This window comes from Haemophilus parainfluenzae, from assembly GCF_014931275.1.
In the GTDB taxonomy this organism is placed as follows: domain Bacteria; phylum Pseudomonadota; class Gammaproteobacteria; order Enterobacterales; family Pasteurellaceae; genus Haemophilus_D.
On record NZ_CP063110.1, the window covers coordinates 1,468,464 to 1,486,101 of the forward strand.

16 protein-coding genes are annotated in these 17,638 nt (G+C 39.7%); 15 read left to right on the top strand and 1 reads right to left on the bottom strand.

Annotated elements, in window-relative coordinates; genetic code table 11:
* The first annotated feature begins 3 nt into the window (after window positions 1-3).
* The 11 genes from glgB to dapB all read left to right on the top strand — a co-directional run bounded on the left by glgB (window position 4) and on the right by dapB (window position 13,631).
* Complete coding sequence (glgB, locus tag INQ00_RS07205; RefSeq protein ID WP_197546634.1) at window positions 4-2,193, top strand: 1,4-alpha-glucan branching protein GlgB; 2,190 nt, start codon at window positions 4-6, stop codon at window positions 2,191-2,193.
* 17 nt (window positions 2,194-2,210) lie between these two features.
* A complete protein-coding gene (gene glgX, locus INQ00_RS07210) occupies window positions 2,211-4,202 on the top strand; it encodes a glycogen debranching protein GlgX (RefSeq protein WP_197546635.1) in 1,992 nt (663 codons plus the stop codon).
* A gap of 16 nt (window positions 4,203-4,218) precedes the next feature.
* A complete protein-coding gene (gene glgC / locus INQ00_RS07215) occupies window positions 4,219-5,517 on the top strand; it encodes a glucose-1-phosphate adenylyltransferase (protein WP_197546636.1) in 1,299 nt (432 codons plus the stop codon).
* A gap of 90 nt (window positions 5,518-5,607) precedes the next feature.
* On the top strand, window positions 5,608-7,047 hold the full coding sequence (glgA, locus tag INQ00_RS07220) for a glycogen synthase GlgA (protein WP_197546637.1): 1,440 nt from the start codon (window positions 5,608-5,610) through the stop codon (window positions 7,045-7,047).
* 115 nt (window positions 7,048-7,162) lie between these two features.
* On the top strand, window positions 7,163-9,628 hold the full coding sequence (locus INQ00_RS07225) for a glycogen/starch/alpha-glucan phosphorylase (RefSeq protein WP_197546638.1): 2,466 nt from the start codon (window positions 7,163-7,165) through the stop codon (window positions 9,626-9,628).
* A 105-nt stretch (window positions 9,629-9,733) separates the two neighbouring features.
* Window positions 9,734-10,207, top strand: coding sequence for a 6,7-dimethyl-8-ribityllumazine synthase (ribH, locus tag INQ00_RS07230; RefSeq protein ID WP_005695997.1), 474 nt, complete (start codon window positions 9,734-9,736; stop codon window positions 10,205-10,207).
* 5 nt (window positions 10,208-10,212) lie between these two features.
* Window positions 10,213-10,650 carry a transcription antitermination factor NusB gene (gene nusB, locus INQ00_RS07235; protein ID WP_049364133.1) on the top strand — a complete coding sequence of 146 codons (438 nt, stop codon included), beginning with the start codon at window positions 10,213-10,215 and terminating at the stop codon, window positions 10,648-10,650.
* Between the two features lie 57 nt (window positions 10,651-10,707).
* Window positions 10,708-11,688 (top strand): thiamine-phosphate kinase, encoded by a 981-nt coding sequence (gene thiL, locus INQ00_RS07240; RefSeq protein ID WP_197546639.1) that lies wholly within the window; start codon window positions 10,708-10,710, stop codon window positions 11,686-11,688.
* Window positions 11,688-12,182 (top strand): phosphatidylglycerophosphatase A family protein, encoded by a 495-nt coding sequence (locus INQ00_RS07245; protein WP_420026370.1) that lies wholly within the window; start codon window positions 11,688-11,690, stop codon window positions 12,180-12,182. Before thiL ends, INQ00_RS07245 begins: the two co-directional genes overlap by 1 nt.
* Window positions 12,176-12,802, top strand: coding sequence for a LysE family transporter (locus tag INQ00_RS07250; protein ID WP_197546640.1), 627 nt, complete (start codon window positions 12,176-12,178; stop codon window positions 12,800-12,802). Before INQ00_RS07245 ends, INQ00_RS07250 begins: the two co-directional genes overlap by 7 nt.
* Window positions 12,803-12,818: 16 nt before the next feature.
* Entirely contained in the window at window positions 12,819-13,631 is an 813-nt protein-coding gene (gene dapB, locus INQ00_RS07255) for a 4-hydroxy-tetrahydrodipicolinate reductase (RefSeq protein ID WP_197546641.1), read from the top strand.
* Between the two features lie 347 nt (window positions 13,632-13,978).
* Here the strand turns inward: dapB and yfaE are convergent, their stop codons facing one another.
* Window positions 13,979-14,227 carry a class I ribonucleotide reductase maintenance protein YfaE gene (gene yfaE / locus INQ00_RS07260; protein WP_014065311.1) on the bottom strand — a complete coding sequence of 83 codons (249 nt, stop codon included), beginning with the start codon at window positions 14,225-14,227 and terminating at the stop codon, window positions 13,979-13,981.
* 106 nt (window positions 14,228-14,333) lie between these two features.
* Here yfaE and INQ00_RS07265 point away from each other — a divergent pair, with 106 nt between their 5' ends.
* The 4 genes from INQ00_RS07265 (at window position 14,334) to qseC (ending at window position 17,613) form a co-directional block, all read left to right on the top strand.
* Complete coding sequence (locus INQ00_RS07265) at window positions 14,334-15,020, top strand: hypothetical protein (protein ID WP_197546642.1); 687 nt, start codon at window positions 14,334-14,336, stop codon at window positions 15,018-15,020.
* A 136-nt stretch (window positions 15,021-15,156) separates the two neighbouring features.
* On the top strand, window positions 15,157-15,525 hold the full coding sequence (locus INQ00_RS07270; RefSeq protein ID WP_197547514.1) for a YgiW/YdeI family stress tolerance OB fold protein: 369 nt from the start codon (window positions 15,157-15,159) through the stop codon (window positions 15,523-15,525).
* 74 nt (window positions 15,526-15,599) lie between these two features.
* Window positions 15,600-16,268 carry a response regulator gene (locus INQ00_RS07275; RefSeq protein ID WP_054419433.1) on the top strand — a complete coding sequence of 223 codons (669 nt, stop codon included), beginning with the start codon at window positions 15,600-15,602 and terminating at the stop codon, window positions 16,266-16,268.
* Entirely contained in the window at window positions 16,258-17,613 is a 1,356-nt protein-coding gene (qseC, locus tag INQ00_RS07280) for a quorum sensing histidine kinase QseC (RefSeq protein ID WP_197546643.1), read from the top strand. Before INQ00_RS07275 ends, qseC begins: the two co-directional genes overlap by 11 nt.
* Window positions 17,614-17,638 lie beyond the last annotated feature (25 nt).

Here is a 17,638-nt window from a genome sequence, read left to right on the forward strand (position 1 = left end):
GTAATGACGAAATTAGTCGCCCAATCAGTAATCAATTCATTTTTTGATGGCAAACAGGCTGATCCTTTTGCAGTATTAGGCATGCATGAAACCCACAATGGTATTGAGATCCGCGCTTTATTACCTGATGCAGATAAAGTCGAAGTGATTGATAAAGAAACTCAATCCATGGTGGTTGCTTTAGAAAGAGTGGATGAGCGAGGCTTTTTCTCCGCTATTGTGCCAAATGTGAACCACTTTTTTGCTTATCAATTTAAAGTGTATTGGGGATCGGATGTGCATCTTATTGAAGATCCATACCGTTTCCATCCGATGATTAATGATTTAGACCAATGGCTGTTGGCTGAAGGTTCGTTATTACGTCCGTATGAAGTATTAGGTGCACACTTTACCGAATGTGATGGTGTGCCAGGTGTGAATTTCCGTGTATGGGCTCCGAATGCTAAACGCGTTTCATTGGTGGGTGATTTCAACTATTGGGATGGTCGCCGTCATCCAATGCGTTTCCATCCAGCAAGTGGTGTGTGGGAATTATTCTTACCAAAAGCTAGCCTTGGTCAACGCTATAAATTTGAATTAATTGATTGCCACGGTAATCTCCGTTTAAAAGCCGACCCTTATGCATTTAGCTCTGAATTACGTCCGGATACTGCGTCAGAAATCAGCATGTTGCCAGATGTGGTAGAAATGACAGAGGAGCGTCGTAAGGCGAACCAACGTAACCAACCTATTTCTATCTACGAAGTACATTTGGGCTCATGGCGCCGTAATTTAGAAAATAATTTCTGGCTTGATTACGACCAAATTGCCGATGAGCTTATTCCTTATGTAAAACACATGGGCTTTACCCATATTGAGTTTTTACCGATTTCCGAATTCCCATTTGATGGCTCTTGGGGCTATCAACCGATCGGTTTGTACTCTCCAACTAGCCGTTTCGGTACACCTGAAGGCTTTAAACGCTTAGTCGAAAAAGCACACAAAGCGGGCATTAATGTGATTTTAGACTGGGTGCCGGGGCATTTCCCAAGTGATACACATGGTTTAGTGGCATTTGATGGTACAGCCTTATATGAGCACGCTGACCCTCGTGAAGGCTATCACCAAGACTGGAATACCTTGATTTATAACTATGGCCGTAATGAAGTGAAAAACTTCTTATCTAGTAATGCACTGTATTGGTTAGAACGCTTTGGTGTGGATGGTATTCGTGTGGATGCGGTAGCGTCAATGATTTATCGCGATTACAGCCGTGCTGAAGGGGAATGGATCCCGAATCAATATGGCGGTCGTGAAAACTTAGAAGCTATTGAGTTCTTAAAACATACCAACTGGAAAATCCATTCAGAAATGACAGGTGCTATTTCTATTGCGGAAGAATCCACTTCTTTCGGTGGCGTAACCCATCCGACAGAAAATGGCGGGCTTGGATTTAATTTCAAATGGAACATGGGTTGGATGAACGACACCCTAAGTTATATGCAACTTGATCCAGTTTATCGTCGTTATCATCATGACAAAATGACCTTTGGGATGATTTATCAATACAGTGAAAACTTTGTATTACCACTTTCTCACGATGAAGTGGTACACGGCAAATGCTCGTTACTCGGCAAAATGCCGGGCGATGCATGGCAAAAATTTGCTAACTTGCGTGCTTACTACGGTTATATGTGGGGCTATCCAGGCAAGAAATTGTTATTCATGGGTAATGAATTTGCTCAAGGTCGTGAATGGAATTATGAAGAAAGTTTGGATTGGTTCTTACTTGACGAAAATCATGGTGGTCCATGGCATAAAGGCGTATTGCAATTAGTTAAAGATTTGAACGGCGTTTATCAAAACAATGCACCGCTCTTTGAGTTAGACGGCGAACCTGAAGGATTTAATTGGTTAGTCGTAGATGACGCTGAAAATTCAGTCTTTGCTTTTGAACGTAAAAGTAGTAATGGCGAACGCATTATCGTGATTAGTAACTTCACACCTGTGCCACGTGAAGGTTACCGTATCGGTGTGAATGCAGCGGGTGAATACGAAGAAATTTTGAATACTGACTCAATGTATTATCAAGGTTCAAACGTAGGTAATTTTGGCTTGGTAGAAAGCGAAGCGATCGCAAGTCACGGGCGTGACAATTCGATTAGCGTGACAATTCCGCCATTAGCAACGATCTATTTAAAATATAAAGCATAACAATAGCGAAGAACACGATGTTTAGTATTTATAACAATGGCAAACCTTCCCCAATGGGGTATTCGCAAACGCTGGAAAACGGCCTAAAAATTTCAAATTTTGCGCTGTTTTCTAGTGCGGCGGATGCCATTGAACTTTGCTTGTTCCGTGATGGCAAAGAAAGCCGTTTTGCCATGAGCAGAACCGATGATATTTGGCATGTGGCAATTGAAGGTGTTGAGCTGAATGATGAGTATGCTTTCAGAATCACAGGCAAAAATGACCGCACTTTAGCCAATCCGCAAAAGTTAATGCTTGATCCTTATGCGAAAGCGGTCACTCATAAACCAGATTTAAGTTCACCAGAAGCTCGCTCAATTTTCTTGTTAAATGATGAACGAGATAATGCATCAGTTGCGCCTAAAGGTCGTGTTGTGGATGAGCGTTTTGATTGGTCAGGGGATTGTAAGCCGTCTATTCCTTGGGCTCAAACCATTGTGTATGAACTGAATGTTAAAGGATTTAGCCAATTAAACTCACGTATTCCAGAAAATATTCGGGGGACTTATGCGGCTTTAGCACACCCTGAAAATATTGCTTATTTTAAATCATTGGGTATTACCAGCCTTGAATTGCTTCCAGTCAATTTCTTCATTGATGAACCGCATTTGCAAGAAAAAGGATTACGTAATTATTGGGGCTACAATCCACTAGCCATGTTTGCTTTAGAACCGAGTTACGCAGCTGATCAAAAACAGCCTTTGAATGAGTTTAAGAGCATGGTAAAAGTCTTGCATCAAGCGGGCATTGAAGTGATTTTGGATGTCGTATTTAACCATACGGCAGAATCTGAAAAAACATTCCCAACATTTTGTCAGCGCGGTATTGATGATAAAACCTATTACTGGCAAAACGAGCATGGTGACTACACCAACTGGACAGGCTGCGGCAACATGCTCAATCTTGCCAATGATGTCACTCGAAAATGGGTATTAGATTGCTTACGTTATTGGGTGACAGAATGCCATGTAGATGGTTTCCGTTTTGATTTAGCCACCGTGCTTGGTCGTGAAACACCTGATTTCAATCCAAATGCACAATTGTTTGCAGAAATGGAACAGGATGACGTTCTACAACAAATTAAATTAATCGCAGAACCTTGGGATATTGGTCATTACGGCTATCAAGTCGGATATTTTCCCGCTTATTTCTCTCAATGGAATGATCGTTTTCGTGATGATATGTGCCGTTTTTGGTTATGGCAAAGTGGTGAAGTGGGGGCTTTTGCAGAGCGTTTTGCGGGATCTAGCGATATCTTTAACCGCGAAGGTCGATTACCACATGGCAGCTTGAACTTTATTACAGCCCATGATGGTTTTACGTTGCGAGATTTAGTGAGCTATAACCATAAACATAATGAAGCTAACGGTGAAGAGGGCCGTGACGGACGGAATGAAAACTATAGTTACAATCATGGAGTTGAAGGTTCTCAACTCGATTTAGCAGATGAATGGCAAAGTGCGGTTGAAAATAACCGTGTTTTATCAGAAAAAGGCTTATTAGGCTCTTTATTACTGGCAAATGGTGTACCTATGCTGCTTGCCGGAGATGAGTTCGGCAACAGCCAATATGGCAATAACAATGCTTATTGCCAAGATAACGAAATTACGTGGTTAAAGTGGGATGATTTTAACCAAACCTTATTTGACTTTACCAAGCAAACCATTGCATTACGAAAAAAAATTCAAAGTTTGCAGCAGGACGCTTGGTGGTCGGATGAAAATGTCGCGTGGTTGAATTGTGGTGGAAGCCCGATGACCCTAGACGATTGGCATAATCGGGAAAGAAAAGCCTTACAAGTGATGTTGGATGGTCGCTACCTTTTCTTAATTAATGCAAAAACTGAAGCGCAATCTTTTTATTTACCAAATGGAAGATGGAAAAAGATTGCAGAAATTGGAAACAGAGTGATTCAACAATGTGATGTGAGTGGTGTGGCATTTGAAGTGTTGGAACATATGGAGGATTAAAACTATGGAGTTTGTTATGAAAAGTGATCTTAATAAATATGAATTGGTTAAAGATACTTTAGTGCTTATTTTAGCCGGTGGTCGTGGTTCTCGTTTACATGAATTAACAGATAAACGTGCGAAACCTGCATTATATTTCGGCGGTAATCGTCGCATTATTGACTTTGCGCTTTCCAACTGTATTAACTCCGGTCTTAATCGCATCGGTGTCGTGACTCAGTATGCTGCTCACTCTTTGTTACGCCACTTACAAACTGGTTGGTCATTCTTACCGCAAGAGCGCGGTGAATTCGTTGATATGTTACCGGCTCGCCAACAAATTGATGACTCCACTTGGTACCGTGGTACGGCGGATGCGGTGTATCAAAATATGGCGATTATTCGCAATCACTATCGTCCGAAATACATTTTGATCCTTGCGGGCGACCATATCTATAAACAAGATTACAGCGTGATGTTAATGGATCACGTGAAAAGCGGTGCAAAATGTACGGTGGGTTGTATTGAAGTGCCTCGTTCTGAAGCAAGTGAATTTGGTGTGATGGCAGTAAACGAAAATCTGAAAGTGAAAGCATTCGTTGAAAAACCGAAAGATCCACCAGCAATGGTTGGTAAACCGGATACATCATTAGCGTCAATGGGTATCTATGTCTTCGATGCTGAATATCTCTATAAAATGCTTGATAGAGAAGTGAATACACCTTGCACATCTCATGACTTTGGTAAAGATGTCTTGCCAAAATGCTTGGAAGAAGGCGTGCTTTATGCACATCCATTCAGCCGTTCTTGCATGGGCAGAAATACTGAAGGTGAGATTTACTGGCGTGATGTGGGTACACTTGATAGTTTCTGGCAATCCAACATCGATTTAGTTTCAGAAAATCCACAATTAGATATTTACGATCAAAGCTGGCCAATCCGCGGTAATCCAGTACAGGCTTATCCATCTAAATTCTTCTATAAAAAAGCCAATGTCAAACCGGTGGATAACTCACTTATCGGTGGTGGCTGTGTGATTACTGATGCATCTATTAGTAATTCTGTGTTGTTTGATAAAATCAAAATTGATGAAGACTCCTCTGTTGATCACTGCGTTGTGTTACCGCAAGTACACATTGGTAAAAATTGTACGTTGAAAGATTGTATTATTGATCGCCATTGTATTATTCCAGATGGTATGGAAATCGGTGTAGATAAAGCCCTAGATAGTAAACGTTTCCGTGTGAGTTCTACTGGTAAAGTTGTACTTGTTACATCAGCAATGTTGAAAAAATTGCAGGGTGAAGAAGTCACAAACGAAGAACATTTGGATTAAAGTGCGGTCAATTTTGACAGTATTTTTAATGAACTAAAAAGATTGTGCTGTTATCAATGACAGCACAATTTTAAGTATAAAAGGAAAATTATGAGAGTTTTACATGTTTGCTCGGAGCTGTATCCCTTACTCAAAACTGGCGGACTTGCCGATGTTTTAGGGGCGTTACCTTTTGCACAAAAAGAAATTGGTATTGATACACGTATTTTGTTGCCGGCTTATCCAAAAATTTCTGCGGGCATTGAGAATACGTATGTTGTGACAGAATTTGATAATTTTGCAGGTCATATTGTATTGCGTTATGGTGAATACAATGGAGTAGGGATTTATCTGATTGATGCGCCACATCTTTATTGGCGGGATGGGAATCCTTATCATGATACCGATTACAATGATTATGCCGATAACTATAAGCGTTTTGCTTTATTAGGCTGGGTGGGTGCTGAGCTTGCGACAGGCTTAGACAGTTGGTGGCGAGCTGAAGTGGTGCATGCTCATGATTGGCATGCAGGTTTAGCGGCAGCTTATCTCTTCAATAAAGGTCGTCCAGCAAAATCAGTATTTACGATTCATAACCTTGCTTATCAAGGACAATTCGCACATCGTCACCTATATGAAATTGGCTTACCGGAAGGCATGTTCCATGTTGATGGTCTAGAGTTATTTGGTCAAATTTCGTATTTGAAAGCAGGACTTTATTATTCCGACATGGTGACAGCTGTTAGTCCAACTTATGCGAAAGAAATTACTACACCAGACTTTGCGTATGGCTTACAAGGGTTGTTAACAGATTTACGTGAAGCGGGTAAGTTGACGGGTATTTTAAATGGGGTGGATCAAGAAATTTGGCACCCAAGCTGTGATCCTTATATTCAGCATCACTATAAATTGAAATCTATCGCGAGTAAGAAAAAAAATAAAGCCGATTTACAAGCTTATTTCAATTTACCACAACAGCCAGATGCACTCTTATTTGTGATGGTGACTCGCTTAACAGAACAAAAAGGCGTAGATTTACTGATTGCGACAGCGGATGAAATTGTTAAACAAGGTGGTCAACTAACGATTCTCGGTTCCGGTGCTAAACATTTAGAAGAGGGAATTTGCCAATTAGCACAACGTTACCCAGAACATATTGCAGTAAAAATTGGCTATGATGAAGCGCTTTCACATTTAATGGTTGCGGGTGGTGATGTCATTTTAGTACCAAGCCGTTTTGAACCTTGTGGATTAACTCAATTGTATGGCTTGCAATATGGCACATTGCCGCTTGTTCGCGCAACAGGAGGATTAGCCGATACTGTCACGAACAGTACAAGCGAAACCATTAAAGAGCGTACTGCAACAGGCTTTGTATTCCAAAAAGCCGAAGCTGATGATTTACGAAACGCTATCCAACATGCTTTTGCATTATGGCAAAAACAACGTGTTTGGGCGATGGTTCGTAATAACGCCATGGCACAGGACTTTAGTTGGAAAAATGCCGCCGCTCAATATGAGCAACTCTATTTAAGCATTTTAAACCAATAATTCAATGGATTGACTCTCCCTTCAAAAATAATCGCCTTTGAAGGGGGATTTTTGTTGTTTTTTTTCTAAAAAAGCTTAAAATTTGCGCGGTTTTTTTATTGAGGTTTTACTTTCTATGATCATGGACAATTTTGATTCGCCATTTCTTTATAATCGACCTAGCATTGATGTTGAAGGCGTAAAAAAAGCAATTGTTTATAAATTAATTTTCTTAATCGGTCGTTCGCCAAAAGAGGCGAGTCAACGTGACTGGTTAAATGCAACCCTTCATGCGGTACGTGATTTAGTGACAGAAGGTTGGATTACGACTGCACGCCAATCTCGTGCAGAAGAAACTCGCCGTGTTTATTATCTTTCTATGGAATTCTTAATCGGCCGTACACTTTCTAATGCGATGATTGCAGAAGGCATTTATGATGTGGCACAAAAAGCCTTGGCTGAATTAAATGTTGATTTGGAAGAGATTATTGAAAAAGAAGTGGATCCTGGTTTAGGTAATGGTGGTTTAGGTCGTCTTGCTGCTTGTTTTATGGATTCCCTTGCAACGTTGGCTATTCCTGCAATGGGCTACGGTATTCGTTATGAATACGGTATGTTCCGTCAAAAAATTGAAAATGGTCAGCAGGTTGAACGCCCTGATGATTGGTTAGAAAAAGGTGCACCTTGGGAATTTATGCGTCCATCAAAACGTTTTAGCATTGATTTTGGTGGTCATATTTATTTTGAAGGCAAAAAATGTATTTGGAATCCAGCTGAAAAAGTGACCGCACTTGCATACGACCAAATGATTCCTGGCTATAAAAATGATTCAGCATCAACGTTGCGTTTATGGTCTGCTCATGGTGGTGAGGTGTTTGATTTAGCCGAGTTTAACCGTGGTGATCACTTAGCTGCAGTTGCAACGCGTTCAGCTAACCAAAACCTTTCTCGTGTCCTTTATCCAGACGATTCTACCTGGAATGGTCGTGAATTACGTTTACGTCAAGAATACTTCTTAGTATCAGCGTCTTTACAAGATATTCTTCGTCGCCATTTAAGAACACATGGCACGTTAGATAATTTAGCAGATAAAGTGGCGATTCACTTAAATGATACCCACCCAACATTAGCCATTCCTGAGTTGATGCGTATTTTAATCGATTTACACGGTTACTCATGGCAAAACGCTTGGGATGTGACTCGTCGTATCTTCTCTTATACTTGCCATACTTTAATGTCAGAAGCATTAGAAACCTGGCCGGTAGAAATGATGGCGAAAATCTTACCTCGTCACTTACAAATGATTTTTGAAATCAATGATCATTTCCTTGAGTATGTGAAAACTTATGTCACCACCGATATGGAATTTATCCGTCGTGTATCACTTATCGAGGAAGGACATCAACGTAAAGTTCGCATGGGCTGGTTATCTGTTGTCGGTTCTCATAAAGTAAACGGTGTAGCAGCAATCCACTCAGATCTCATGGTTTCTTCAACCTTTGCTGATTTTGCTCGTATCTATCCAGAACGTTTCACCAATGTGACAAACGGTATTACACCACGTCGTTGGCTTGCAGTAGCGAACCCTAAATTAGCGGCTTTATTTGATCAATATATCGGTTCTGAATGGCGTTGCGATTTAAGCCAAATTGAAAAACTTAAAGCGTTTGCAGATAAAGGTGAATTTAAGCGTGCTGTCGCAGATATCAAATACGATAACAAAGTGAAATTAGCACAATATGTGAAGAAAACACTTAACATCGATTTAGATCCACACGCATTATTTGACGTTCAAGTAAAACGTATTCACGAATACAAACGTCAAATGCTTAATGTGTTACACATTATCGCTCGTTACAACGAAATGTTGGCACACCCAGAAAAAGATTGGCAGCCACGCGTATTTATTTTAGCGGGTAAAGCGGCTTCGGCTTACTATGCGGCAAAACAAACCATTCGTTTAATTAACGATGTCGCGAATGTCATCAATAACGATGAGCGCTTAAAAGGTCGTTTAAAAGTTGTATTTATCCCGAACTACAGCGTAAGTCTTGCACAATTGATCATTCCTGCTGCAGATATTTCTGAGCAAATCTCTCTTGCAGGAACAGAAGCATCAGGTACCAGTAACATGAAGTTCGCCTTAAATGGTGCGTTAACATTAGGTACACTTGATGGTGCGAACGTTGAGATTTTAGATAACGTTGGTAAGGATCATATCTTTATCTTTGGTAATACGGTTGAACAGGTTGAAGCATTACGTCGCGAAGGTTATCGTCCGTTTGATTATTATCAAAATGACGAGCAGTTACGTGAAGTCATTGACCAAATCATTCGTGGTGATTTCTCACCGGAAGAACCGAACCGTTATCACTCTCTCATTCAAGGTTTGCAATACCACGATTATTATCAATCCTTTGCTGATTTCCGCAGTTATGTGGAAGCACAAAAAGCGGTAGATAAAAAATATCAAGATCGTGATGCATGGATAGCAAGTACCATTCAAAATATGGTGAACATGGGCTTCTTCTCATCAGACCGTACGATTCTTGAATATGCGAAAAATATCTGGAAAATTGAGCCGTTAAAACTCGAGAAGTAAGTTCTTTTCCTCTCATAGAAAACCCTGTCGGATTATTTCCACAGGGTTTCTTTTTATGCTAAAATCCACCGTCAAATTTATTGTTCATTCAGATTAGGAAAAAGTATGAAAGTTTTAGAAGGTGCGGTAGCTGCGCCAAATGCTAAAATTGCAGTGGTGATTGCTCGTTTTAACAGTTTTATTAATGAAAGTTTATTAGAAGGTGCGGTAGATGCATTAAAACGTATCGGCCAAGTGAAAGATGAGAATATCACAATCGTTCGTGCACCAGGTGCGTATGAACTTCCATTAGTGGCACGTCGTTTAGCTGAAAGCAAAAAATTTGATGCAATCGTCGCACTAGGTACGGTAATCCGTGGTGGTACAGCTCACTTTGAATATGTGGCTGGCGAAGCAAGCAGCGGTTTAGGTCAAGTAGCAATGCAAGCTGAAATTCCTGTGGCATTCGGTGTTTTAACGACTGAAAACATTGAGCAAGCTATCGAGCGCGCAGGTACTAAAGCAGGTAATAAAGGTGCAGAAGCAGCATTAACTGCACTTGAAATGGTGAACCTTTTACAACAAATTGATGCGGCATAATTCCAATGACAGAGAAAAAAGAACCTGTAAAAAAAGTATCGCCACGTCGTAGAGCGAGAGAATGTGCGGTTCAAGCATTATATTCTTGGGCACTCTCTGGTAATGCACCAGAACAAGTGGAACTTACTTTCGTTGTAGATCAAGATTTAAAAGGTGTGGATAAACCTTATTTTAGCCGCCTTTTCCGTCAAACTGTTGCGAATGTAGAAGCCGTTGATTTTTCAATGAGCCATTATTTAGATCGCACGTTGGATGAATTAGATCCGATTGAAAAAGCGATTTTGCGTTTAGCGGTTTACGAACTTCAATTTGAACCAGATGTCCCGTATAAAGTGGCGATTAATGAGGCAATTGAAGTGGCGAAAGTGTTTGGTGCAGATGAAAGCCATAAATACATTAACGGTGTATTGGATAAAGTCGCTCCTGCATTAGGTCGCAAATAATTATTCAAATGTAGGGTAGACAAATGTCTGCCCTTTGTTTTTTGGTGCGTAGATAAAATGAGTACGGGTGAATTTGATCTTATAGGGCGATATTTCTCAATACAAAAAGGCAATCAACACTTTGTTGATTTCAGTATTGGGGATGATTGTGCGATCACTCATATTCCAGAAGGCTATCAGCTTGCCATTACCACCGATACAATGGTCGAGGGCACGCATTTTTTATCTTCTATTTATCCCCAAGATTTAGCCTATAAAGCTATCGCGACAAATCTAAGTGATTTAGCTGCTATGGGCGCTAAACCTGCTTGGATTTCTCTTGCACTGACATTACCTGAAGTTGATGAAAACTGGCTAAGCCAATTTAGTCAAAGTCTATTTGATACATTAAATCAATATGATGTGACGTTAATTGGTGGCGATACAACAAAAGGCCCACTTTCTGTAACCATTACAGCGCAAGGTTTCGTACCAAAAGGAAAGGCTTTATTCCGACATAACGCGAAGGTTGGAGATTTAATTTATGTATCGGGCACGTTAGGTGATAGTGCGGCGGGTTTAAATTGGATCTTACAGGGTAAAAGTGCGGTCGATTTTGATACTGAATTTTTAGTAAAACGCCATTTTCACCCGACGCCACGCGTTGAATTAGGTCAAGCCTTAGTGAATGTAGCGCATTCATGCATTGATATTTCAGATGGTCTCGTTGCCGATTTAGGGCATATTTTAACGAGAAGCCAATGTTCAGCTGAGATTGAATTATCAACCTTGCCTTTCTCCACATCACTCAAAAAAACATATAGCTTAGAAAAAGCAGAAGCGTTTGCATTAAGTGGCGGGGAAGATTATGAGCTTTGCTTTACGGTTCCCACAAATAAAAAATCTGAGATTGAGAAGTTATCTCAATCGTTGAATGCACCTTGTACCTGTATCGGAAAAATTGTTCAGCAAAATAACAATCCGATTACTTTTTTAAAAGATGGACGTGTAATCAATTATCAAGCGCCGTCTGGTTTCGATCATTTTAAGGATAAATAATGAATAGTTCACCACTTGATAGAGTCAGCTTAAAAAATCCAGTTCATTTACTGGCATTAGGTTTCGGTTCAGGACTCATTCGTCCAGCACCGGGTACATGGGGAAGTTTAGCTGGAACGATTTTAGGTTCGGCATTATTAGCTTGCCTTGGAATAAAAATTTTCTTAATTTTGACCGCACTTTGCTTTGCGCTTGGTTGTTACCTATGTCAAAAAACCGCAGATGATATGGGTGTTCATGATCACGGCTCCATTGTTTGGGATGAATTTGTTGGGGTATTTATTGTGCTAGCTGCAATTCCAACTTTATCCTTGCCTTGGATTGTCATTGCTTTTGTACTGTTCCGTTTCTTCGATATTTTAAAACCTTATCCCATCCGTTATTTTGACCAAAAACTGGAAAGTGGTTTTGGGATTATGGTGGATGATGTTTTAGCAGCAATCTATGCTGTTATCGTGATCGTGATATTACGCATTGTAGGCTTACCATGCTAAATTTGATGATTATTCATCTTGTTGGTTTACTTTCGCCAGGTCCAGATTTTTTCTATGTCAGCCGAATTTCTGCCATGAGTTCTCGCCGAGAAGCTATTGGTGGCGTGATTGGGATTACCATTGGCGTATTAATTTGGGCTACGGCTGCCGTTTTAGGACTCGCCATTATTTTTGCCACCATGCCAATTATTCAAGGCATTGTGATGATGCTTGGTGGATCGTATTTAGTTTATCTCGGCATAAAAATGGCAAAAGTGAAAAGCAATGCGGTCTTTGATGAAAAGCAGAATGCAAATGTGCCAAATCAATCAACCTTAACGAGCATTATGAAAGGCTTATTGGTCAATTTATCTAATGCTAAAGTGGTGATTTATTTTAGCAGTGTGATGTCATTAGTTTTAGTGAATATTACTGAAACATCACAAATTTTGACCGCACTTGCCGTGATTACCGTAGAAACCTTTTTATATTTCTACATCATTTCGGTGCTTTTCTCTCGTTCTGTTGCAAAACAGTTTTATAGCCAATATAGTCGCTATATTGATAATGCAGCAGGGCTGATTTTTATTTTCTTCGGAATATATTTAATTTATAGTGGCGTTCAACACGCTTTAATTTGATTAAAAAGGACAAAATATGACATTAAAAATTGCGATCGCCGGCGCTGGCGGAAGAATGGGGCGTCAATTAATTCAAGCCGTACATAATGCAGAAGGAACAGAATTAGGTGCTGCTTTTGAGCGTAAAGGCTCCTCTTTGGTAGGGGCAGATGCCGGTGAGCTTGCAGGTATTGGTGCATTAGGTATCAAAGTCTCAGATGATTTAAATGCAGAAAAAGACAACTTTGATTTGTTGATTGATTTCACGCGTCCGGAAGGCACGCTTGAGCATATTGCATTTTGTGTCGCTCATAACAAAAAAATGGTAATTGGTACCACAGGTTTTGATGATGCGGGTAAAGCCGCTATTCAAGCCGCATCAGAAAAAATCGCTATTGTATTTGCCTCAAACTTCAGCGTAGGCGTGAACTTGGTGTTTAAACTATTAGAAAAAGCCGCCAAAGTGATGGGCGATTATTGCGATATCGAAATCATTGAAGCGCATCACCGTCATAAAGTGGATGCACCATCGGGTACGGCACTTTCTATGGGCGAGCACATTGCGAAAACTCTTGGACGTGATTTAAAAACGCACGGCGTATTTTGTCGTGAAGGCATTACAGGCGAACGCAAACGTGATGAAATTGGTTTCTCTACCATTCGTGCCTCTGATGTCGTGGGTGAACATAGTGTCTGGTTTGCAGATATCGGTGAGCGCGTTGAAATTGCCCACAAAGCATCAAGTCGTATGACCTTTGCAAATGGCGCAGTGCGTGCAGGTAAATGGTTAGAAAAACAATCTCACGGATTGTTTGATATGACAGATGTATTAGATTTGAATAATTTATAGAGAGTAGATAGGATTTTTTAATTCACTTATTAAATAATGATCCGTACATGTTATGTGTGGATCGTTATGTTTTTATGTATGATGAATCTTTGATTTAGACAGGAAAAAGATGAAGACTATTTTCTCCTTACTTATTGCTTTTTTAGCTATTTATTTGGGTATATCTATAGCGATTATAGTCACTGGAATTGTTTTAGAGGCACCTAATATAAACTATAGGTTTATCTTTGAAGACACTTTTAAACCTTCAGTATTTATATTTTTTGTAATTATATTTTTTAGTTATTTAATAGCACCTAAAAAATAGTAAAATTACATACAGGCAGAGTTCGTTAAGTTTTAATGAATTACAGTTCCAATTCAATATCCGTTTCCACCCGACAACAACAGAGTAAAATCTCATCGGGTTGAATAAAGGCAAGGGGCTCTTCAGCGTAGGAAACCTTGCCTTTTTTGATCTTCACGCGGCAAGAACCACAATAACCTGAACGACATTGATATTCATGGTGAATTTGATGTTGTTCTAAAAAGTTAAGCAGGGAAGTTTGGTTATCGAAATCTAAGGTGATTTGGCGCTGAATAAGATGGATTTTCATGAAACAAAATAAAACAAAATTTTGCTCATTATAGAAGAAAGAGAAGTAAAACTCACGGCTCTTTTGTTGTAATATAGCGAGCTAATATTCATCATAAGGGAAGAGCATGAGAACCTTTCTAAAATTAACGTGGGTTTCAACCGCACTTTTATTAACGGCTTGTAGCTCGATTTCAAAAGAGCCGGTTAAGCATGTTGATATGTATGTAAAGCCTTATTACGATGCCAGAGATGGACGACTTGAACAGATTAATGTGAACAAAGATATTGATGCGTTATTACTGAAAAATACACAAAAAGATTTTGAAAGTGCGGTCAATATTATTGAGAAAAAAGTGGATTTTGTTTCTCCGATGACAATGTTTGCGCTTTCTGCTCGTGCTTATGATTTTGGTTTACGTGATGAAGCAGTAAAATGGTTTTATCGTGGGCAAAACCGTTTAATCACCGCGTTATATGTGTTGGATTTAGATAAATTAACAGTATCGAATAACACAGCATTTGGGCAATTAGTGGGACAGCATGTTAACCCGTATGCGTTCTGTGATTTGAATAAGCAACACAAAGCAGCGCAAGATGCGATTGACTGGGCGAAAAATCAGCCGTATCAGGCGGTATTTTTACCTCAATTACCAAGCAAGTATCAAGATAGAAAACAAGCGTTAAAAGAAGCAGAAGCAAAACTTGATGCGCGTTTAGTTGAGCAAGACCGCTATTTTGCTAATCCTGAAAATAAAGCGAAATGGGAAAAAGAACGCCAAGATAACTTAGTTAATGAACGATTTTGTTGGTAATTTTAAAAATCTTAAGGTTGCTTAAGATTTCATTAAGATTTGTTGTGTTTAATAAGCATCAACAAGGCGGCAATGAGGATAATCCTTCGCTTTGAAACATGATTAATTTATGCTTAATTTTATTTAGGAGAACATGATGAAAAAATTTGCTTTAGCAACCCTTTTAGCTTTATCTACTTCAGCAGCATTTGCTGGTTTTAATGGCAACACTGCACAAGGTGGCTTCCAAGGTGGTGATCAAGGTCAACAACTTACTGTTAAACAAGCATTATCTGCGAAAGATAATTCTATGATTACCTTAGTCGGTAACATCACTCAACAAATTGATGGTGATGAATATGTTTTCACCGATGGCACAGACCAAATCAAATTGGAAATTAAAAAGCGCGTTTGGAATGGTTTAAATGTGGGACCTCAGGATAAAATCCTCGTTTACGGTAAATTGGATAATGAACCTTTTGAAAAACCAGAGCTTGAAGTAATTAGCGTTGAAAAAGCGCAATAATTCATATAATTTGAAGTGGTGGGCAAAGCCCGCCATTTTTTCGTTTTGAGAAAGATAAAAGTGCGGTCAATATTATGCGAGTTTTATTAGTAGAAGACGATGCTCTGATCGGCAATGGTCTGCAAATTGGTTTAACAAAATCAGGCTTTATTGTAGATTGGTTTACCGATGGGCAAAGTGGATTAAATGCCTTAATCGGCGCGCCTTATGATGCGGTGGTATTGGATTTAACCCTGCCTAAACTGGATGGTTTGGATGTATTAAAACAATGGCGCTCAAATAATCAAGATGTGCCAGTGTTGATCTTAACTGCGCGTGATACATTGGATGAGCGTATCAAAGGCATTCAACAAGGTGCCGATGATTATCTTTGCAAACCCTTTGCCTTAGCTGAAGTGGTGGTGCGATTGCAGGCATTAATTCGTCGTCGTTATGGGCAAGTTAAACCGCAGATTGAGCATGGCAATGTCAAACTCGATCCTGCTCAACGTAAGGCTTGGTTGAATGAAGATGAAATTACATTAACCGGGCGTGAATATAAATTGCTTGAGCTTTTTATGCTGAATAAAGAACGAGTGCTTTCACGTGCGACTATTGAAGAAAAACTATCAAATTGGGATGAAGAATTAAGTAGTGGTGCATTGGACGTACATATTTATAATTTACGTCAAAAACTAGGTAAACAATTTATTCGTACTGTACATGGTGTAGGCTATGCTTTAGGACAAGTTAATGAAAAATAAACGACTGAGTTTTCGTCTCTTAATCGGTTTAAGTGTGACCGCACTTTGCGTGTGGTGCATTGCCACAGCCGTTGCATGGACGGTCGTCAAAAAAGAAGCTAAAGATGTGTTTAATGCACAACAAGTGCTTTTTGCTGAGCGTTTAGCAACCTCTGATTTGAAAAATGTCTTATTAGATGAAAATGCTAACTTTCCACGTGGTGGATTTAAACCGCAGAAACGTCATTACGATAATGATGCTCTAGCCTTTGCTATATTTTCTAATAAAGGCGAAAGACTATTAACCGATGGCGATAATGGCGACAAATTTATTTTTCAAAATAAGACGGGTTTTAGTAAAGAACATATTTTAGATGATGACGATGAATGGCTGATTTATTGGCAACCTGTCGGTAAAGGCGAACTTGTCATTGCGGTGGGACAAGAATTGGAATACCGCGAAGAGTTGGTCAATAAAATGGTCTTCAGCCAAACAGGGATTTGGTTTGCTGGATTACCAATACTATTATTGGTCGCTTTTATTGTGATTTATCGTGCATTAAAACCAATTAATCGATTGAGTCGAAACGTACAAGCTCGCCGACCAGGTGATGTGTCGTTATTAGAAACTGATGATGTGCCAACAGAGATTCTAGCGTTAGTCCAAAACTTAAATCAGTTTTTCACACGTACCAGTGAGCAGTTGGAATGGGAGCGCCGTTTTGTTTCTGATGCAGCACATGAATTACGTAGTCCATTGGCGGCATTGCGTATTCAAACAGAAGTCGCACAGTTAGCTGGCGATGATGCACAAACGCGTGAAATGGCCTTAGCGCATTTAACCCAAGGTATCGATCGAGCAACCCAATTAATTGAACAGCTTCTTACACTTTCCCGATTAGATAATCTTAAAGAATTGAATCATCAGGAACCGATTTATTGGTCAGAAATTATCACTTCGCTTATTGGTGATTTGTATTTTAGTGCACAGCAACGCCAAATCGAATTGCAGTTTGAGCATCAGGGAGATCCTGCCGTTAAGCAAGGGCAGCCGTTATTACTTGCGCAAATGTTGAGAAACTTGTTGGATAATGCGATTAAATATTGTCCTCAAGGCACTCAGGTTCGAGTGATTTTGCAGCCTCGTAAGATTATTATCGAAGATAATGGCGGTGGTGTTGCGCCAGAAGAATTAGCAAAATTAGGGCAGCGTTTTTATCGTCCTGCAGGACAAAATGAAAAGGGAAGTGGGCTTGGATTGTCTATTGTGGCAAGAATAGCAGAATTGCATCACTATCGTTTCCGATTAGAAAATATTGAAGCTAACGGGCAAATTAAAGGTTTGCGAGCTATCATTGAGTTATAAAAAAGGGCGTTTAATACGCCCTTAT